Genomic DNA, 17,670 nt, shown 5'->3' on the forward strand with positions numbered 1-17,670 from the left:
CATTTTGAGATCTCCATTGTCTCCAGTTTATTGGAAATCTCATCAATGTCATGGTGTTATTTTTGGGGGAGAGGTCAGATTTGTGTCTGAACACTTTCTGTGCCAGTAACCCACCGGGCCAACCACCCAGCAGACTCAACAGGTGAAGGTGGTTTTCCGGTGTCCTGCGGCGTCCAGCTTTGGCCGCAGACTTATCATAACCATACATCATAAATGCCAGTAAGCTGGCCGCCAGATAGACGTAAAGTAGGGGGTCTGGCACTTTGTGCAGCGATACACTTAACAGCAGCACCGACGCAACATTAACAGTCAATACAGCTGGGAGAGTAACAGACCTGGCCTGTTGCGGTGTAACGCGACCAGGCTCGCGGGCATAGCGAATGTTGGTGGCGGTTAATTTACCTGTTGCTTGTGGCTGCGGCTCATAAACAATGATATCGCCTTCCACCGGCCGGCGAGGTGGCCGCTTAAATGCTTTTATATGCACAAAGGCTGTCTTGCCACCGCCATTCGGTGCTACAAAACCATATCCTTTTTCATCATTCCACGTGTGTAACTTTCCCTGATACTTCATCGCTGATCCCCGCACGCTCTTTCTGAATAGTATCTTCTCAATACCATGGGCTGCCAATATATCAGTGTGAGACAGTTATACACTATGCAGTAAATTGTCCACACGGGCGTAACGCCGCACTGCCACGACTTTGCATTGTTTTGTGCGCTGATAGAGACGCGAACTGGCGCTGCTGTTCGAGCAGACGGTGGTTTGGCAACCGCTTATCTTATGTTTACCATTGTGTTGCAGGGGCATAATCCCCATGCTTTTAAGACGTAAGAAAACAACAGAGGAGCACAATTTATGAGTCGTCATTTTGATGAAGCGGAAGGTTTGTGCGAAGAAAAAGATCCAGCCACCGATGGCTTTGTGTTTAATCAGACCATGTTGCGCATTGCCGACCCAAAACGCTCATTAGATTTCTACACCCGCGTAATGGGCATGACGTTGTTAAAGCGCCTGGATTTCCCAGAGATGAAATTCAGTTTGTATTTTTTGACCGCCGGTGAAGATTTCACCGATGTCAGTGAAGATGATAAGGAACGGACCAGACAGACCTTTGGTCGGCCAGCTATGCTGGAGCTTACCCACAACTGGGACGATACCGCCGAATCAGCCGATTATCATAACGGTAATTCTGACCCTAAAGGTTTTGGCCATATTGGCTTTCATGTGCCTGATCTCGGCCATGCCTGTGACCGGTTTGAGTCGTTAGGTGTCCCGTTTCAGAAGCGCCCGGACGATGGAGCCATGAAAGGCATCGCCTTTATTAAAGATCCTGATGGCTACTGGATTGAGATATTTGAAGCTTCGCAGGTGGCCAGCGTGTGCGCCCCACATATTACAAGCTAAAAAGATTGAGCACGGGCAGGGCAGAGTGTGTGGCGCTGCCCGCTGCCACGTGTGGATGAGAGACAAAAACGCGCAGCCACACCGGCGAAGAAACTACACTGGGTACCTGCAGTCCGGCACCATGCCTTTAACTGCCCAGCAGGGCAATTTTCACTCCGAAGCCGATCAGTACCACCCCGACCACGCCTTCAATTATATGTCTGGCGTTATTAAACGCACGCAGCAATTTAGGGTGAGTAAGAAACAACGCCACGCCGCTGAACCACACTAAGTGTGCCATGGAGATAATTGCCCCATATACTAGCTGAATGCCTACCGGTGTGGCCCGGTCAACGACTTGCGTGAATATGCTCAGAAAAAACACCGTGGTTTTAGGGTTCAGCGCATTGGTCAGAAACCCCGTTTTGAAGGCTGACAACGCATTCATAGTGCCCTGTGAAGTCGCTGCCTGGATGGTGTGTCGTGACATGATGGTAGTGACACCCATGTAAATAAGGTAAGCAGCCCCACAATATTTTATTACCGTGTACGCCATCGGCGAATTGGCAATAATTACGGCCAGCCCCGCGATAGAATAGCCCACATGCACCCAAATGGCGACGCTCACACCCAGTGCTGAGCACAAGCCCGCACGCCGCCGGTACAGCAGGCTGTTGCGGGTGATCATCGCGAAGTCTGCGCCCGGGCTTATCGCCATAAAAATGGCAATAACTGTCACGCTCATAAATTGTGACGCATATTGACTTAGTGTTACGGCTTCCATACGCCTCCAGCACGGGCTAATTCCGGGTGCAGGCTTCCAGGTAAGGGCCCGCTCGCTGCATTCTGATCTTACCCTGGCCTGCGCCTTGTTACGGACTTTGCATAGCAGGTAAGCGGCTGACAGTGTAATGCATTCACGCATCACCGGCTATGCTAACAGCGTAGATTAATCGGTCGAAACAAGCTGGTTTGCAGTACCATCATGCAGTAATGAAAGGAGCACGTCGGGCGGGTAAATAGTGGGGTAAGCGAGCCGGGTAAGAAGAGGAGCGTGCCATGGGGGTAACTTTATTCGTCTTTATCCTTGTTTTTCTTAGCGGCAAGTACTGCACCGACAAACAGAACAAATATTAGCAGTCCTGCGGCCAGTAAAATCTGAATTATTAAGTCCATAACCTCTACTCCTGATTGTGTTAGTGCCTGGCAGCCTAGTCTGGTTTGTTGCCGAAAGCCGGGTCACTTATGTCGGTGCTCACTGCCTTCCTGTGCTGAAAATTCTGCCTTTCACGCGTAACCACCCCGTGGTTGCTACACAACGGTAACTGTACCGGGCTGCTACGTAGTAGCCCAGGCAGTCAACGGTCAGTACTGGCAAGTTAAGCAGTACATTCCACATCCTTAGCTACCGTTGTCATAACTTACTGGCTTCCGCCACTGCTTTAATATCTTTAAGATCCTGATCGATGGTTTTCTTCAGGGCACTTTTAGCCATCCAGCCAGTAAGCGCCCAGATTATTTTCGCCATGAACGTTTCCGGTTTGCCATCAAAGTGCATGGTCAGCGCGGTGGTTCCTCCCGCGTGGCTAAGTTCCAGCCGGGAGGTATACACAGCCCCATGGCTCGCAGCTTCTGCTTCATAAAAGTCGGGCGCACTGGCCTGGGTGATCCACATTTCCTCGGTAGCGTCCTTACCCATCATTTCTCTGGTTTCGCGCCATTTCAGGCCGGTAATCGAGGGACCCGTGGCGGGCTTCAGAATTTCTACTTCTTTTATCCCTGAGATTCGGTGCTGCGCATTTTCAATATCGGTAATAATGCTCCATACCACTTCCTGGGGGGCCTGAATGTCGATACTTCTACTGACTTGCATGGTGATGTCCTTCGCTAAGTGCGCTCTGGCAATTTATTATGCTTAGAAGCAAGGGGCGCTCGTAATACAACTGCTGTAATTAGCTGGCAGCTGTTCTAAGCATAAGTCAGTTCCGGTTTTTTGCCAAAGACGCAGAAGACGCGAGAACGCAGCTTGGTTCAGAGTGAGTCAGTAAGCCGCCATGAAATACATGTAGCAGACAGTGCCCGGTAAGCGAGCAGAGCGTTACCGCAACAGACTGTCTTTGCTGGCCCGTCGATTCATGCCGCCCCCGGTGGGATTTTTTGACTCTTCCTCTGCCTGACAGCTGACACAAAGCTGAACGCCCGGAATAGCGGCTCTGCGTGCTTCCGGGATCGGTGCATCACACAACTCGCAGCGTTCTGCGCTTTCGCCCCGGGGCATATTGCTTTTGGCACTGGCGACAGCATCTTCTACGCTGGCGTCGATTTGCTCCTGAACAGCGCCGTCTTTCGCCCATCCACCGGCCATAATTCCTCCTTAATGCGTATACTTAGCATGGTGTTTGAGCAAGCGTGCAGTGCGTAACCCTACCGCGTATGCAAACGCGAATGTGCGCTCACTATTGCTTGCCCTTGCCAGTTGTTACGTCCGCACCGGCAAATACGTTCGCTTATAGCGAAGCCGAGGAGTGGCAGACAGAAAAATTAGGGTTTGGGGTGGGAAGTCACAGGCTTCAGGTTGCTTCAGGCGCAGGGCCACACACTACCCGTTCTTCACCGACGTGGAAAATGTTATTAACCGCCACGTAAGTACCAGAAACCACGCCAGTCACAGGGAGTAGCACGAGTCCGCTGATACTGTAAAAGGTATTGGTCTCTTTAAAGCCGTTTACCACTTTTAAGGTTTTGCGGTCGCTTGATATCCCGCACCGGTTCACTTTGGTGAGATCGTTTTGCGGTACCACGACACATCCGGCCACAAGCGCAGATAGCGTCATGACGAGCAAAGCTTTATTCATAAGGAATTTCATTCATATCTTCCATGACAAATGACAACAGGCAGGGCGTTGTCTGAAGGAGAGGGACTGCCGGAGTGGATTTCACGCCACAGCCCTCTCCGGTAGCCAGCCAGTTTTATGCCGGGCTAGAGTTTAGGCAAAGGCACCCATTAGCGACAGGGACACTAGCAAAAGAGTTAGCAGTCCAACGGCTGCACACCAGAAATCGGTTTTAGCGTGATGGTCGGCGGCGAATGACGTCGTGCGCTGCGGATATTGGCCCAGTGTAAGTAGTTTGCATATCGGGTAACCCACCCAATAACACACGGCCCAAAATAAAATATCCAACAGCACGAAAACTATGATCCTGAATAGTCCTTTACCTACTTCGCTTGCTACTTCTTCCACTGAACATTCCTTTTAATTGTTTTCGACGATTGATATGCAAGCGCATCTTATTTTTTAACGCGCTTCAGGCAGTGAATTTACTCCACATCGTCAGGCATTGACAGGGAATTATAAGCGGCGGCATGCCGGTACACTCTGGCGGCCAGGTACTTTGCACTGGCCATATCCGACTCATGTACTCTGCCGTCATTGCTTTGGGCGGTCACTCCCAGTTGGCACCCCAGGCGATTCATTCCGTCAGGCGTATGGTTATAAGGCGTATCCAGTCCAATCCATAGCATGCCATGTTGGCTTGCCAATAGTTGCAGATAAGTCAGAGTTGACGCCTGATCGCCGTTAAGCCCGGTGCCGGATGTGACGCCGGCTGCGAGCATGCCGGCCCAGCGCTGTTCGGCCCAAAAGTCGCTGGTGGCATCCGCAAACGCTTTAAACTGAGCAGCGACCCCGCCCATGTAGGTGGGGGAGCCGAATATTATGGCCTGGCATGTGTGCAGCCTGGAAAAAAGCTCGCCAGGTACAAAACGCCCCTCCACAATTTCCTGCGCCTCAACACGGTGCTCGACGACCTCGCAAGGAAAGCGGCCCAGTTCAGTGGCCATGGCTGTCATCAGTTTGCCGGTGACATCGGTATTGCTAAAATATACCAATCCTATTTTGACCAAAAGCACGTCGCTCCTTTATTCAGATGAGTTGCGTTATTGTGCCCGATGTCCATGTTCAGAACTATTGTGGTTCGCATGTCCACCAAATCAGTTGGTCTCTTAAAACCCGTATAGACGATACGGATGAACAATTATAAGAGTCAGGTGCGAACCACCACGGTGCCGCCAATAAAGTCATGCAAAGCCCGGCGCTTTTTATTGAACAACATAGTAATAAACTCTGACAATGCCCACACTACACTCAGAGTACCAACGAAGGTGAAGGTACCAAGGAGAAACGGTGAGATGTCGTTGTACAGTTCCAGATCGATAGCGACAAGAACTATCAGTACCGCCCAGACTGCATTGAGTATGAGGGTTACTGATTCTCTTTTGCCAGCCTGGCAGATACCGATACGTTTCTCATCGGCCACGTTTACCACTTTTACCCCTAGCAACATTTTGCCAAATGACTGCCCGAATATACCATGCATAAAGATAAGATAAATTGATAGCTGAACGGCATTTAACGCCTGCAAAAAACTGTCATTGGGGGCATAGTCGATCCCAAATAGCAGACACTCAATATAAATGACTATGGCAAAGATAATACCGTCTACCAAGGCCGCCCAACAACGTGGCCAGAAAGTGTGATACTTGTCACTTTCAGTCAGTTCTTCTCCGGTTTCCACATTACGTTGAGTCTGTTTATTAGCTATTAATCGGTTAACTTCGCTATACCGTTCTGGGAACTGCTCTCTGTCTATATTTTGCCTGACATCGAGTAATTCATCATATGTGTAATTCTGAAATTCTGGTGCATTTTCCATTGTATTTTTATTCTTATATTTAAGGGCAAACAAATTCGATAAATTCACCCTGGTGGTGAGATTAACCAGTCCTCCAGACTGGAGATGTGCACCAGGACCTTAATCAACCAGCGATAAGCGTTTGTCTGTGAACACACAGATAACGCCCAAATTATTGTAAATCACGTCGTAATTATAATCGCACACTTACGCTGAACGGTTAAACTGTCGCAACTGAATGTGATTACCATCGCGATCGGCGATATTTGACACTTTAAACAATGGGTTGGCCCATTCGCCGTCGAATGCCTGTCCACCGAGTGTGGTGGCTTTCTTCCGGGTATCAGTCATGTCTGTGACGGTAAGAAAAACCTTAACCGGGCTCAGCCCGCTTTCGGGTATAGCAAAGGGCGGCGCATGAATGATTAGGTTAAAGCCGTCTTTTTCCAGGCTGGTAAAGTCCTTGGTTTCTCTGCTCACCTGCATATTAAAAAGCTGCACATAAAACTCAGCTAAATTGCTCACATCGTCGGAGTATACAAGCACGCCATTTTGCGCGGGGCCGGTCATAAACATTTCCTTGTGGTTTGTATCATGCAAATACTGTCCAACACGCTAGCTCGCCGGGCAGTATTACGCTTCTGAATGAAAAGCAACTCTTGAGCTGTCTGGCCAGCAGCGTCGCGCAAGCGATGATGGCTGGTTGATCAGGCATTCTCGCCGCCACGGCATCTGAAGTTGATGAGATAAATGATAAAAGCGTCTGCACCAATATGAATGGCTGATGCCAAGAAGGGACCGAAGCCAGCGTCTGTTGATAGTTTGCTTAGAAACCGGTTGTCATGGCGTATTAAATAAGACAGTTGCTCGGTGGCTGCCGAAAGTAAACTGTACTCATTGTATATTGCAGATAGATTAGTAAGGGCGAATGCAGCGAATAAACCGATAACTACCTTCCGCTTTGTCTCGTTCCAGATGATTTTTGACGAAAAAATCCAGCCGATCAGAAATACGCATGCCGTAACGTAGAAATTCCAGAGAAATCCAACCTGCTCCCGGATCGTCAAAATAGCCGTTACTAATTCTGATTCATTCATCTTACTTCCTTGTTGATACCGGGTGCTGCACGTCCGTTGCTTGGGGCAGTTTCAGTTTGACTGTACTGTTATATGTAGTCGGTACCTAATTTAGCACCAGTTGCTAAGCAGGCCAGACCGTTTAATAGTTAAAAAATCACTGTAAAACAGTCCAGTACGAAAAGCCAGACTAAAGAACGGTAACCGGCTAGGAGAGGGGCTATGAAGTCGGGCCGTAGAAGCTTCGACTGGTCTTTAGTTTTGGGGGAAAGGTCACTATCGCGGTATTTTATCTAAAAGAGTTAGCCACCGCATGGTGCTGTGCCACGTTAAAGGTTGTTGCACGGCATCACGGCAGCGTTTGTTTGTATCGGGATAAGCTGCGTTATTCGCGTTCTGGTAACGCCGCCATAAAGGGCGAGATAAATGCCTCAAAGTCTTCAATAAAAGGCAGGTGGTCAAGATCTTCCAGCTCTACAACGTTTATAGCCGGGTTACGTTGCTGTACCCGCTTACCAAGCTTGTCATACTCGCCTAACGTGTAGGTAACACCCTCTTTTTTCCAGTTACGGCCCGGGCCGGTGGTATCGCGGGTGCCCAGTATCAGGGTTACAGGCATGGCAAGTTTATCAAACTCGTCAATGACCGGCTGGGTAAAGATCATATCGTAGGTGAGGGCACTCACGCGGGCCAGAGTCGGCCAGTCGTCCCCGTTTACCCAACCTTGCAGGGGCAGAGTCAGTGCGGTGTACCGGTCATTCCATGCACCGTCATAGTAGTTCTTACGCTGATAGCTAACTATCGCTTCGGGCGTTTGAGATAACTCGTTTTCATAAAAGAACTGCACATCCTTATAACGGACATAATAGAGATAATTTTCCAGCCCTATCGGGTTTACCAGGATCAGTTTGTTCACCGTGTTTTCATACATCAGTGAAAAACGGCTGGCCAGCATGCCGCCCATTGAGTGACCAGCCTCAGAAAAGCCAGTAGCGCCATCACAGCTCACGATAATCTTAATCCCATCGGTCTCCCTTACTATGCCTGACTTTAGTTTTTGCGGGGCATGAGCCTGGCATGCGTTCAGCTTACTTTAAACTGCTGTTTGCGGGTCACCAGTTCCGACGAAGCCCACCATGCGGGATATTAAATCGCCGTCTTTTTCTACAAAATACTGCCCCAATTGAACTTTATTTTGGCCATCAGGGCCAGCCCCGCTAAAAGCCACCGTGGCCCGGGTCACGCTACCATTCGTGTCGCTTTTAACGACGTTGGCCGACCACCCCGGCGCATTCGCGCTAAACATACCTACGTAGTCACTTAATGCGTCCACCCCCTTGATAGTGTCTGAAGTTCGAGGGTCATCGTATTGAATATCTTTTGCTACCGCACTGGCAATTTTATTAAGCCGCTCATTAGCTTCTTCGATTTGCCACGCATCAAAAAAGTCTGAGATAGGGTCTGACATACATTTCTCCGTTTGAGTTTGGTACTGCTCACGATTGAGCCCCATGACGAGCTAATTAACGTAGGCTAACAGTGTAGCAAAGCGGCTACCCCTGTAAGTGTTCCGGAAAGTCTATGAGTTTGTGCGAATGTTATACGTCGTCCCGTTTATACAACCCGAAAACAATAATTGCTATACCAGCGAGCATCGTTAGGCCGACAGATATTAGTCCAAGACTAACAACCTGCTCTTGCAAAGGTGATGCAGAGTAACCTGTCCCTGCAATGGGCGTCATTTCGCTTGAACCGAAAATTGCAGCAAGGGTAACGAACGCCCAATTAGCGAAGCTGCCGTAGACGAGAAGCCAAAATGCAGCAGATTCAAGCTTCGGAGACAGAGTCACGTATCCCCATGCGGCGCCGAGTGCGATCAGGAAAGTGCCATTCATAACGCCCTCCAAATGACTGGCGAGGCCCATCCGCGGGTTTGTGAATTCAGGGATGCCGAAGCCGGTGAACAGACCGAGTAAAAACAGCACCGCGCCGAGACCTACGAAGCGTTTAGCTATCAAATTAGTCATGACGTTTAACTTCTAAAAAAGGAACGCAAGCATGCGGGTTAAAATCCCAAGCAGGGCGAAGGAGCCCATGTGTTTGTGTCCCAAAGACAGAAAGATCTGGCTTGGCCATTTTGCTATAGGTCACGGTTCACAATATCCTAATCATTTAATTGTAAAAGTAGCAAAAATCTTTGATATTGCGACAAAAAAAAGGAAAATTTGAATAGTAAAGTGAACAGCCGCATAACCGGCTAACATCCGGTTCGAAGTGACGGTAACACTTCTAGGTAGTGCACTGCTTACCTATTTATTACCTGCTACTTATTAGTAAAGGTATCGACACGAGATAACTGTAATTGCTTTATCATCCACGGCGTATACCAAGCGATTAGTATCATCTATTCTGCGAGACCAGAAGCCTGAAAGATTTTCTTTTAGGGGTTCCGGTTTTCCAATACCCTCAAACGGCGAACGTTTAACGTCGGTAATTAGTTTATGCATACGTTTTAAGGTTTTATTGTCTTGAGTCTGCCAATAAACGTAACTACTCCAGGCTTCATCAGTCCATGATAAAAGCTTATTACTCATCAATAAGCTCTCGTTGCGCCGTTTTACCGGATTTAAACTGCGCAATTGAACGGTTTAAATGTTCAGCGTTCGCTGGCGAACGAAGTAAATGCACAGTTTCCATAAGGCTGTTGTAGTATTCCAGTGACATTACCACCGCATCCTCAGAGTCACGACGCGTTATTACCGTCGTATCAGCATCATTAATAACACCGTCCAGAACGGCTTTCAGCCCGTTGCGGGCTTCGGTAAAAGAGACAATTTTCATTTTGGACCACACTTGTACAGTATATAGGACAAGCTTAGGTCGGGACTGAGGACATGTACAGAATGTTGTGCATGAGTTCGCTGTCGCAGCTAGCGCTTGCAACTGTGATGCACAAGCCAGCGCAAAGCAGCGATTTATTGGGCCTTAGCCTACATTTGATATGGCGTAACTGGTTATTTTACGGTGTAGCTGCCACTTGAGTTAATGTAGAGAACGATTTCAGTTTCAGCATTAATTCTATGTTCACCTTGCGCTTTCGAACTAAAGAAGCTGCTGGGCGACAGTGCAGTTTTCGTTTTAAGGTCATTCCACTGATGCGTAGCTTTGCCTCTTACCAATACAGCTTTCAGGCCATTATCGTTTTTGATTGTGGCTTCGAAACCTGCTGGTATTTTAACGAAGCTGCCATTGGCTGAGTGAGGTTCTCCCCATAGGTAAGCTATTTGTAAAACACCTTTATTAAGCCACTTAATGTCTTTAGCACTAAGCCAAACCAGATTGCGTTCATCTATATTGATTGGACGCTCTCCGCTATCAAACGCTTTGTCTGAAGAAAGGACGAGGTACGGACCGCTGTCGATTTCCAGATAGATTAAGTTCTTTTTTCCATCAGCCGCTGTGACATGGTTTTCGCCCGTTGGTTGTGTCCAAAAAGAGCCTGGTGGTAGCCACATTTTTTCGGCCGAAGGGTCGTCGTTATGCATCAGTCCTTCGATTACAATTCCACGGTAGGTAATATTGTGAATGTGCGGTGGCGAAGAAAACCCTTTATTAAATTTCACCAACATACCTGTTGCCATATCTTTGGTGCGATCTCCCCACAGGTCAGCTGCTTTTGGGCTTGCCTCGCCCCTGAGAGGATTAAGGAGCCCCCACGCGATATCATCCGTCGCTATTACCGTGTGATCATCAGGCTTAGACGGCAAGGTAGTCATACTCATTACCAGCGACAATAAAGCCAATCTCACGTTATTCATTTTCAGCTCTCTTAATTCGATTCAAAACCATCTATCGTTTTTCCAAACTTTCGCGTTACGGGCAAAATACGCAGGCTACAAGACCCAGCAAAACGCAGGGCGCCGATACGATAATGTTCCCGCGAACACAGTGACCCACAATAGTTGTTTGTTATGTTTCTATACTGGTTATTGAGCACCAATTAGCCAAGGCATTGATGCGCCTAACAAGACTGAGAACACTCCACAGATGAATCTGATGTGGTTCATAGTGCTACATTTTGAATATAGAAAAAATCCGATGAATAGTGCCAGAATGGACCAAAGTATTGATCCCATACCAAATACATACAGCGCAGATTGATTCACTGAAGTTGTATAAGCTGGTCCTGATAGCCAGCGTAACAGAAAGGCCACGATCACGCCCAATATGGGGAGTGCGGTAACCATAAAGACTCTTTTCTTTGTAATCCATTTAAACATCGTTACATCCTTGTGATTCAGAAGAAGTGTTAGCCTCCCGCTGGCACTGCAAGCGCCTTGGGAGGTGGTATTAAGCGCCTTACCCAACAGTACCGAGATACATTAGTGCTCCCCCGGCCGAAAGCGCGAAAATGCCGACTGGACGAAACCAGCGTCCAATTTGGGCTGTTAATATTGCAAAGCGTTTATGCTGACCAGAGCCGATTACAACTAAAATAATACTGATAAAGCAAAGAACACTACCCAGCACCAAAAGTAATCACGGATCCATAGAATACTTCGACTGCCAGAGGAATAATAGCCCAACAATAAGGCGACTCGCTATTTCAAAGCTGTGAAACCAAGGTTTACTGGTGAACCCAGAAATGCCATTTGCACAAGCCATTGGTTTAAAGAGCATGATGCCACCCAGTGTAAACATACCCGAACCAAAAAGAGTTAATAACATTCAAATATTCCGTGGTGTATAACGTTATGCGAAGAGACACGGGATAGCGTGTTGCTACTTGAGCGTAACGTTATGACCGTAATTATCACTTACATAATCGCTGTGGAACCTGGCGTCAATTGCTAACGATTTACTAAATGTACTTTTCGCTTTATCGCTATCGCCTTTCGACCGATAGGCAAACGCCAGGCTGTCATAAACCTGCGGAGCATCAGGAAACAGCGCAATCAAATATTCAAACATATCAAACGCTTCTGCCCATGATTCTGTTTTGAGTAGTTCCATACCTAATTCATTGACTATTCGGCCGATAAATTGTGTATAGCCGCTATCACTGTAAGCCTGTTTGAAATGCTTGGCGAACTGCTTTTTTCCGTTGGCTTTGTAATACTCGTAGGCATAGTTTTTTTCTAATGGCCTAATCGGTTCATACTCACTGTTATTTAGGAACGAGAGTATCCGGCCAGAAACGAGCTCGGCAACCAGGTTATCAGTATTTGCCAGCACGACAATTTCATAGCCATTGTCTAAATCGACTTCAACTGCAGCACTGACTCCCAGACCACCCCCATATGCGCCCCAATGGGCCCCGTCCATTGCAAATACCTTGCGGTTAAGAGGATCTGAGTTTGTTAAGAGCTTATCTGTATAGAAGAGTGCCCGGTAGAAGCGTTGCACATCCTCCACGGTCGACTCCATTCCGCCATCAGGACTGGGATGTTCAGTGATACCTGCTCGCCTCAACACGTTATCGTACTGGTAGGTATACCGAATCGACTGATGTTTGTGAGAATTAATAGGCTGGAAGGTTGTTGAGGACATCCCAGCCGGATTGAAGATATTGCTTGTCAGTAGATCCTCAAAGGATTTCCCCGTTACTTTTTCAAGAATCACCCCCAGCACCACATACCCGTAATTCGAATATCTGTGGTCAGTGCCAGGTTTGAATAAAAGCGGCCAGTCTACTAACAGTTGAAGCTTCTTGTCTAACGTATCAAATGCACGCTGATTTTGACGATATTCGGCCACAAAGATGTCAGCAAAACCCGCGCAATGATTTAGTAGCTGTTCAATGGTTATTTCGTCAGCATGAGCTTGCTCGAACCCCAATGCAAAGGTGACCAGTTTATCGCTTAATTTTAACTTACCTGCCTCAACCTGCTGCAAGATCAAGACTTTGGTAAAGTCTTTCATAATGGAGCCAAGATTAAACCGGCTTTGAGTACTGTTCTTAATTTTGTTTTCAATATTCTGATAACCATAAGACGACGAAAACACCTGCTCATCATCTTTCGTTATCAGTAAGTTACCCGAAAACCAACCCATTTGATGGTATTGCATGGCAATATTATCTGCGACTGTGGCAAGGCTGGTGGACTGACTTTGACACTTACCCTCGCTACTCAAAACCTGCGAACAGCCAACGAAAAACAGAAGAAAAACTAAAACTGATTTTAGAGCCATTTAACTGACACCTTTCTGTCATTACTTCCTACTTAGTGGCACAAACCCGCAGGGTATTCTGCAAGGCGAGGGGAGACCTGAGTGTTTGCGTGCCAGCGAACGCAGTAAGCGCCAACAGTTGTTTGTTAGGCATGTGTTCAAATATCCTTGCTTATTGCATGAGCCAGCAAACCTAAGGGAGTTGCCATTATAAAAGATATAAAAAGTCCAAAAGGCATCACTACAAATATTAAGGCGGACTCGTTTAGAGGCCCGTCAGCAATAACAGCATATGCAGTCATAGATAGAATGGCGAGTGTAAATGCGGCTGACATTATGAAGTTGGTTCCCCAGATAAACCTCGACTTTCCGCTGTTTGCTCCCGCATTTTCAAACAGATAGGCAAATATAGCTGGTAAACTTGCACACCAGAAAACAAGCTCGATTAAATTCCCAAAATTTAACGGGTAGTCATATCCACTGATAATGCTCAGAAAACGATTACACCTGTGACAACCCAAAAATACCTTTCCATGGTCTAGTTTCCTGTATATGTCTAACCCTTCGCTAAAATGTGCGCTTTTTCAGCGTCGTTTTTGAGCGTTTGGTTATGTCTTTTTTTATTACTGGTTATCTCTGTCTTTCTGCCTTTAAAACCTTGAAAAAGGTTACTATGCGCACCGTATGAAAGTGAGTCGTCTCGTTTCATATAGCCTGCAATCCAATCAAGAAGCATTGGCAAGTTATTATCCTGAGCTTCTTTGGATTCGTATTTATGAGGCTCCCATGGCCTGTTCCTCGCATTGTTCTGACAGAGCTCCGTTGGCAAATTCATAAAAATCGCTTCGTTTGCGAACGGCTTCAGCAACTCGAGAAAATCTGCGTAACAGCCCTCCACAACCCACTCATCATTTTTCCTGATGAAAGCCTGAATCTGTTTATACGCCTGCTCTATCGGTCGCCGTTCGGGCGGATTCGTCGGAAGCCAGGCGAGGGTATCTAAATCGAGATGGGCTAATCCTTCATCTCTAAGTTCTTTTGCTAATGTAGACTTTCCTGAACCCGAGTTTCCAAAGACAATGATTTTTCTCACGGATTCTCCGCTTTCAATTTAGACATAACACTCACCTAAGGGGCAGGAACGCGTGGTCTACTATCGGAGCGAAGCGACAGCGCCCTTAGTGTTACTTACCCAGCGAGCGGTTTAATGTGATTGTTATGAGCTATTGACTTATAATGCACAAATACCATAATTAGGTATATATTGGTACTTGGAGAAAGCAAATGGCTAAAAATACCAGCATTACCCTTGGGGACCATTTTGATGGCTTTATTGCTAGCCAAATTCAAACTGGTCGATATGGTTCAGCGAGCGAAGTGATTCGTTCAGCTCTTCGCTTGCTAGAAACACAGGAGACCAAATTAAACACTTTGCGTCAATTACTTGTAGCAGGTGAAGAAAGCGGCGAGGCTGAATACGACCTTGAGCACCTGGTATCAGAACTAGATGGTGAATTAAAAGAGTGAAGCCATTTAAGTTAACTGTACTCGCAAAATCCGATTTAAAAGATATCGCGTTGTTTACGCAACGGAAATGGGGCCGAGAGCAGCGTAATGTGTATCTAAAGCAGTTCGACGATTCATTTTGGATGCTGTCTGAAAATCCTGATATCGGCAAAAGCTGCGACGAAATAAGGGACGGATACAGAAAGTTTCCGCAAGGTAGTCACGTTATTTTCTACAAGCAAACAGGTAGCCAGGAAATTCTGATTATTAGAATTCTTCATAAAAGTATGGATGTAAATCCTTTACGCTTTGGCGCATAACTTTTAAATAAGGGGCGCAGGCGCGTGGGCTAAAATGCGAAGCAGCCCACGTGTATGCGTCCCAGCGAACGAAGTGAGTGCCTTTATTTTTTTGTTAGGCATGCTCCCAAAACTTCCTTGCAGCATTTGCAAAATCTATAAATGCCTTTGAATCCGAAAAACTACGAGACGGTATTGTATGGAACAATCCTGGTGCTATTTGGATATACAGAATAGGGCCATGCACTTTTACGGAGAGAACTCCAGACCATTTCGTAAGGGTTTCATTCGCATCCGTTTTTTCAAATAACCCAGCTTCCGAAATTTGGTAAATATGAGTGCCTAATACTCCATTTGATTGCTTAGACATTATAAGAAGGCAAAAAACGTTTATTGCGAATGATAGCGCTGCACCTAAAAATCCAGAGAATAAAGCTATGAAGAAAGCAGTAGCCCAGAGAACTGGTGAGTCTGGAAGTCCACTTTTATAAAATGAAAAGCATAGTACGAGTAGAGAGATCCCCAAAATAAAGTAATAAGTTCCTTTACTTCTTAGTGCTACAGATAGATTTAATTTCAGCAGATCCGATCTGACAATGTTAGTTGTAATTTCCATGTTACTCCTGAATGCCTAACACCCACATAAGGGGCAGTAATACGTGGGCTAAAATAGGAGCGAAGCGACCGAGCCCACGTGTTACTGTCCCAGCGAAGCGCCTTAATGTGTTTGTTATATTTTTAGTTAAAAATAACCGGCACTGTTACCGAAATACCACAGCCTTCACCGTATGAAAAAACAAAAAAGTGTTTTCTAACCAGTTCATTTCCAACTGTATACCAAACCACCTTTCCTTCATCATGCTCGAAAGCGTCCGCTGGCATAAACAGAGAAGGCTCCTCAAGACTATCGATAAAAAGTACCGAATTTTGATATTCTCGATCGTCAATTTTGTTTGGTATCACAATTTCTACTGAATAACTTCCATCAAAATAATCGGTATTAACTTTAAAAAGCGATCGATATTTTTCATTCCAAAGAAACTCTTGTTCCTCAGTCATAATGCAAGTAGTCGCGTTCGAAGCGCCGCAAAATAATAAACTTAATAAGATCCATCTCAATTTTAACTTACTCCGAAAATATAACGGCCCGCATAACGGGCAAAAATACGTAGGCTAAAATACCGAGCGAAGCGAAGGGAGCCTACGTATTTTTGTCCCAGCGAGCTTGCGAGCGAGTTTATGCGATTGTTAGGTGCGTGCATATTAAACCCTAGCTTTTACGCCATTTTTCCATTTGTTCTACTATTCCAGGGTAGCGCCAACTGGTGATAAATAGAATGGGTGAAATAAAGATGACCGCCGAAAACAGAAGGAAAACCAATTTTTGTAATTGTGGCAGATTTAGTGATGAATACGCACGCCAAAATATTGCTACACCTATTAAGGTGAAAACAAGATAAAAGATAGTAATGAGGTAATGAGTTAAAAGGTTTATAACCGTTTTACTTTTAGTTATTTGCGTTTTTTGAAGCTTACAGTGAAGCTCTGCTGCTAATGCAGCGACAAAGGTTGAGCATAGAACCAAAAGAGCTTGAGAAATCATTACAAAGTTTTCTTCCCTAAAAAGCACCTAACTTCCAAATATGGGGCAAAAACACAATGCTATGATCGCGAAGCAGCATTGTGTTTTTGTCCCAGTGTGCGCATGCGCACACGCCATTATTTGTTTGTTATAAGCCATGTTAATCACAACCGCTATCCGGACTGCAGCTACCTGATCCATTACCGCCGGGGCTATTCACCACGACCCCTCCATTTCTCTTATTAACCATTTTTACCTTGAGAAAATCTGATACTAGCGCAGCCCCAATTAATGGAATTAACCACAATGCTAAAAACAATATTACCCGAGCGTCGCCTTTTATCTTTGATTGCTTAAACAGTTTTACTGACATGCTTACTGCTAGTAGCAGATGTAAAATAAGCAGACCTACAAAAAACAACTCAAACATGCTCGAATCCTAGAGGCTTATAACACCAAGCTAAGGGGCGCAAGCGTGTGGGCTAAAATACGAAGCAGCCCACACGTCTGCGTCCCAGCGAGCGTAGCGAGTGACTTGAGCGCTTTGTTAGCCGAACCGCTGAACATGCGCAGCTTGCTGCCACCACTAGCTGATTAGCCTGGCCTTTTTAAATTTAAAAACTGACTGTAAAGCAGCCTTCTGCGAAAAGCCAGATGAATGAAAGGTTGCCGGATAAAAGAGCTAGCAGATATAAGCGGCTAAGCGGCATAGTCTGTGCGGTGTTGATACTGCCTAACGAAACAACCTTGATATTGCCTGTTGCTTACCAAGCGAAAACTTTAAAGGGTAGGGCAATGACGGCTAACAATTTACTAGATCCCCAACCGGTCTGATTCCCCAAACCGAAACGGGGTTTTTAATTTTTGTAATAACTAGAGATTACGCGATAACTCCCCGATACGAAAGTGAAAACCCATTGTGGGGCTTTCTGCTCATGAATTAAAAACACCAAAACG

At 46.3% G+C, this 17,670-nt stretch carries 25 protein-coding genes; 3 read left to right on the top strand and 22 right to left on the bottom strand.

The window, feature by feature from the left end:
• Positions 1-631: DUF1294 domain-containing protein (locus OCL06_RS04045; RefSeq protein ID WP_262992473.1), on the bottom strand; the 631-nt coding region annotated here is incomplete at its 3' end.
• A gap of 228 nt (positions 632-859) precedes the next feature.
• Here OCL06_RS04045 and gloA point away from each other — a divergent pair.
• Complete coding sequence (gene gloA, locus OCL06_RS04050) at positions 860-1,408, top strand: lactoylglutathione lyase (protein WP_262992474.1); 549 nt, start codon at positions 860-862, stop codon at positions 1,406-1,408.
• A 127-nt stretch (positions 1,409-1,535) separates the two neighbouring features.
• Here gloA and OCL06_RS04055 read toward each other — a convergent pair whose 3' ends face one another.
• The 17 genes from OCL06_RS04055 to OCL06_RS04135 all read right to left on the bottom strand — a co-directional run bounded on the left by OCL06_RS04055 (position 1,536) and on the right by OCL06_RS04135 (position 14,419).
• Positions 1,536-2,171 carry a LysE family translocator gene (locus OCL06_RS04055; protein ID WP_262992475.1) on the bottom strand — a complete coding sequence of 212 codons (636 nt, stop codon included), beginning with the start codon at positions 2,169-2,171 and terminating at the stop codon, positions 1,536-1,538.
• Positions 2,172-2,801: 630 nt separating this feature from the next.
• On the bottom strand, positions 2,802-3,260 hold the full coding sequence (locus tag OCL06_RS04060; RefSeq protein ID WP_262992476.1) for an SRPBCC family protein: 459 nt from the start codon (positions 3,258-3,260) through the stop codon (positions 2,802-2,804).
• Between the two features lie 225 nt (positions 3,261-3,485).
• Positions 3,486-3,752 (bottom strand): DksA/TraR family C4-type zinc finger protein, encoded by a 267-nt coding sequence (locus OCL06_RS04065; RefSeq protein WP_262992477.1) that lies wholly within the window; start codon positions 3,750-3,752, stop codon positions 3,486-3,488.
• Between the two features lie 205 nt (positions 3,753-3,957).
• The gene (locus OCL06_RS04070; protein ID WP_262992478.1) at positions 3,958-4,242 is read right to left on the bottom strand and encodes a hypothetical protein; all 285 of its coding nucleotides are present in this window, start codon (positions 4,240-4,242) and stop codon (positions 3,958-3,960) included.
• 132 nt (positions 4,243-4,374) lie between these two features.
• On the bottom strand, positions 4,375-4,629 hold the full coding sequence (locus OCL06_RS04075) for a hypothetical protein (RefSeq protein WP_262992479.1): 255 nt from the start codon (positions 4,627-4,629) through the stop codon (positions 4,375-4,377).
• 77 nt (positions 4,630-4,706) lie between these two features.
• Positions 4,707-5,297 (bottom strand): flavodoxin family protein, encoded by a 591-nt coding sequence (locus tag OCL06_RS04080; RefSeq protein ID WP_262992481.1) that lies wholly within the window; start codon positions 5,295-5,297, stop codon positions 4,707-4,709.
• Between the two features lie 134 nt (positions 5,298-5,431).
• Positions 5,432-6,100: an RDD family protein gene (locus OCL06_RS04085; RefSeq protein ID WP_262992482.1), complete on the bottom strand. Its 669-nt coding sequence runs from the start codon at positions 6,098-6,100 to the stop codon at positions 5,432-5,434.
• 186 nt (positions 6,101-6,286) lie between these two features.
• Entirely contained in the window at positions 6,287-6,649 is a 363-nt protein-coding gene (locus OCL06_RS04090) for a VOC family protein (protein WP_262992483.1), read from the bottom strand.
• Between the two features lie 137 nt (positions 6,650-6,786).
• The gene (locus OCL06_RS04095) at positions 6,787-7,176 is read right to left on the bottom strand and encodes a hypothetical protein (RefSeq protein ID WP_262992484.1); all 390 of its coding nucleotides are present in this window, start codon (positions 7,174-7,176) and stop codon (positions 6,787-6,789) included.
• A 364-nt stretch (positions 7,177-7,540) separates the two neighbouring features.
• Positions 7,541-8,164 carry an alpha/beta fold hydrolase gene (locus tag OCL06_RS04100; RefSeq protein ID WP_308445993.1) on the bottom strand — a complete coding sequence of 208 codons (624 nt, stop codon included), beginning with the start codon at positions 8,162-8,164 and terminating at the stop codon, positions 7,541-7,543.
• An 84-nt stretch (positions 8,165-8,248) separates the two neighbouring features.
• Positions 8,249-8,623, bottom strand: a complete 375-nt coding sequence (locus OCL06_RS04105) for a nuclear transport factor 2 family protein (protein WP_262992485.1) — start codon at positions 8,621-8,623, stop codon at positions 8,249-8,251.
• 130 nt (positions 8,624-8,753) lie between these two features.
• Positions 8,754-9,182: a styrene oxide isomerase gene (locus OCL06_RS04110; RefSeq protein ID WP_262992486.1), complete on the bottom strand. Its 429-nt coding sequence runs from the start codon at positions 9,180-9,182 to the stop codon at positions 8,754-8,756.
• Positions 9,183-9,485: 303 nt separating this feature from the next.
• Positions 9,486-9,749: a Txe/YoeB family addiction module toxin gene (locus OCL06_RS04115; RefSeq protein WP_262992487.1), complete on the bottom strand. Its 264-nt coding sequence runs from the start codon at positions 9,747-9,749 to the stop codon at positions 9,486-9,488.
• On the bottom strand, positions 9,742-9,996 hold the full coding sequence (locus OCL06_RS04120; RefSeq protein WP_262992488.1) for a type II toxin-antitoxin system Phd/YefM family antitoxin: 255 nt from the start codon (positions 9,994-9,996) through the stop codon (positions 9,742-9,744). The genes OCL06_RS04115 and OCL06_RS04120 overlap by 8 nt, the downstream gene beginning before the upstream one ends.
• A 173-nt stretch (positions 9,997-10,169) precedes the next feature.
• The gene (locus OCL06_RS04125) at positions 10,170-10,973 is read right to left on the bottom strand and encodes a DUF4437 domain-containing protein (RefSeq protein ID WP_373318440.1); all 804 of its coding nucleotides are present in this window, start codon (positions 10,971-10,973) and stop codon (positions 10,170-10,172) included.
• 964 nt (positions 10,974-11,937) lie between these two features.
• Positions 11,938-13,347: a serine hydrolase domain-containing protein gene (locus OCL06_RS04130; protein WP_262992489.1), complete on the bottom strand. Its 1,410-nt coding sequence runs from the start codon at positions 13,345-13,347 to the stop codon at positions 11,938-11,940.
• A gap of 535 nt (positions 13,348-13,882) precedes the next feature.
• Entirely contained in the window at positions 13,883-14,419 is a 537-nt protein-coding gene (locus OCL06_RS04135; protein WP_262992490.1) for an AAA family ATPase, read from the bottom strand.
• A 191-nt stretch (positions 14,420-14,610) separates the two neighbouring features.
• Between OCL06_RS04135 and OCL06_RS04140 the strand changes: the two genes are divergently transcribed.
• Entirely contained in the window at positions 14,611-14,853 is a 243-nt protein-coding gene (locus OCL06_RS04140; protein ID WP_032095989.1) for a type II toxin-antitoxin system ParD family antitoxin, read from the top strand.
• Positions 14,850-15,152, top strand: coding sequence for a type II toxin-antitoxin system RelE/ParE family toxin (locus OCL06_RS04145; RefSeq protein ID WP_163088624.1), 303 nt, complete (start codon positions 14,850-14,852; stop codon positions 15,150-15,152). The genes OCL06_RS04140 and OCL06_RS04145 overlap by 4 nt, the downstream gene beginning before the upstream one ends.
• A 94-nt stretch (positions 15,153-15,246) precedes the next feature.
• On the opposite strand, the gene OCL06_RS04150 is transcribed toward OCL06_RS04145, so the two are convergent.
• The 4 genes from OCL06_RS04150 to OCL06_RS04165 all read right to left on the bottom strand — a co-directional run bounded on the left by OCL06_RS04150 (position 15,247) and on the right by OCL06_RS04165 (position 17,143).
• Complete coding sequence (locus OCL06_RS04150; RefSeq protein WP_218398315.1) at positions 15,247-15,747, bottom strand: YcxB family protein; 501 nt, start codon at positions 15,745-15,747, stop codon at positions 15,247-15,249.
• A 122-nt stretch (positions 15,748-15,869) separates the two neighbouring features.
• Positions 15,870-16,190: a hypothetical protein gene (locus OCL06_RS04155; RefSeq protein WP_262992492.1), complete on the bottom strand. Its 321-nt coding sequence runs from the start codon at positions 16,188-16,190 to the stop codon at positions 15,870-15,872.
• A 211-nt stretch (positions 16,191-16,401) separates the two neighbouring features.
• Positions 16,402-16,734, bottom strand: coding sequence for a hypothetical protein (locus OCL06_RS04160; RefSeq protein ID WP_262992494.1), 333 nt, complete (start codon positions 16,732-16,734; stop codon positions 16,402-16,404).
• Positions 16,735-16,873: 139 nt separating this feature from the next.
• Positions 16,874-17,143 carry a hypothetical protein gene (locus OCL06_RS04165; RefSeq protein WP_262992495.1) on the bottom strand — a complete coding sequence of 90 codons (270 nt, stop codon included), beginning with the start codon at positions 17,141-17,143 and terminating at the stop codon, positions 16,874-16,876.
• Between the last annotated feature and the right edge of the window lie 527 nt (positions 17,144-17,670).

The sequence above is a fragment of the Alteromonas salexigens genome, assembly GCF_025628895.1.
GTDB lineage: Bacteria > Pseudomonadota > Gammaproteobacteria > Enterobacterales > Alteromonadaceae > Alteromonas > Alteromonas salexigens.

Coding starts and splice junctions, on each gene's coding strand:
- OCL06_RS04070 (WP_262992478.1), bottom strand. CDS start 4,242: ATGAATAAAGCTTTGCTCGTCATGACGCTATCTGCGCTTGTGGCCGGA.
- OCL06_RS04085 (WP_262992482.1), bottom strand. CDS start 6,100: ATGGAAAATGCACCAGAATTTCAGAATTACACATATGATGAATTACTC.
- OCL06_RS04160 (WP_262992494.1), bottom strand. CDS start 16,734: ATGATTTCTCAAGCTCTTTTGGTTCTATGCTCAACCTTTGTCGCTGCA.
- OCL06_RS04090 (WP_262992483.1), bottom strand. CDS start 6,649: ATGACCGGCCCCGCGCAAAATGGCGTGCTTGTATACTCCGACGATGTG.
- OCL06_RS04150 (WP_218398315.1), bottom strand. CDS start 15,747: ATGGAAATTACAACTAACATTGTCAGATCGGATCTGCTGAAATTAAAT.
- OCL06_RS04165 (WP_262992495.1), bottom strand. CDS start 17,143: ATGTTTGAGTTGTTTTTTGTAGGTCTGCTTATTTTACATCTGCTACTA.
- OCL06_RS04055 (WP_262992475.1), bottom strand. CDS start 2,171: ATGGAAGCCGTAACACTAAGTCAATATGCGTCACAATTTATGAGCGTG.
- OCL06_RS04065 (WP_262992477.1), bottom strand. CDS start 3,752: ATGGCCGGTGGATGGGCGAAAGACGGCGCTGTTCAGGAGCAAATCGAC.
- OCL06_RS04140 (WP_032095989.1), top strand. CDS start 14,611: ATGGCTAAAAATACCAGCATTACCCTTGGGGACCATTTTGATGGCTTT.
- gloA (WP_262992474.1), top strand. CDS start 860: ATGAGTCGTCATTTTGATGAAGCGGAAGGTTTGTGCGAAGAAAAAGAT.
- OCL06_RS04155 (WP_262992492.1), bottom strand. CDS start 16,190: ATGACTGAGGAACAAGAGTTTCTTTGGAATGAAAAATATCGATCGCTT.
- OCL06_RS04115 (WP_262992487.1), bottom strand. CDS start 9,749: ATGAGTAATAAGCTTTTATCATGGACTGATGAAGCCTGGAGTAGTTAC.
- OCL06_RS04095 (WP_262992484.1), bottom strand. CDS start 7,176: ATGAATGAATCAGAATTAGTAACGGCTATTTTGACGATCCGGGAGCAG.
- OCL06_RS04060 (WP_262992476.1), bottom strand. CDS start 3,260: ATGCAAGTCAGTAGAAGTATCGACATTCAGGCCCCCCAGGAAGTGGTA.
- OCL06_RS04105 (WP_262992485.1), bottom strand. CDS start 8,623: ATGTCAGACCCTATCTCAGACTTTTTTGATGCGTGGCAAATCGAAGAA.
- OCL06_RS04110 (WP_262992486.1), bottom strand. CDS start 9,182: ATGACTAATTTGATAGCTAAACGCTTCGTAGGTCTCGGCGCGGTGCTG.
- OCL06_RS04130 (WP_262992489.1), bottom strand. CDS start 13,347: ATGGCTCTAAAATCAGTTTTAGTTTTTCTTCTGTTTTTCGTTGGCTGT.
- OCL06_RS04120 (WP_262992488.1), bottom strand. CDS start 9,996: ATGAAAATTGTCTCTTTTACCGAAGCCCGCAACGGGCTGAAAGCCGTT.
- OCL06_RS04125 (WP_373318440.1), bottom strand. CDS start 10,973: ATGAATAACGTGAGATTGGCTTTATTGTCGCTGGTAATGAGTATGACT.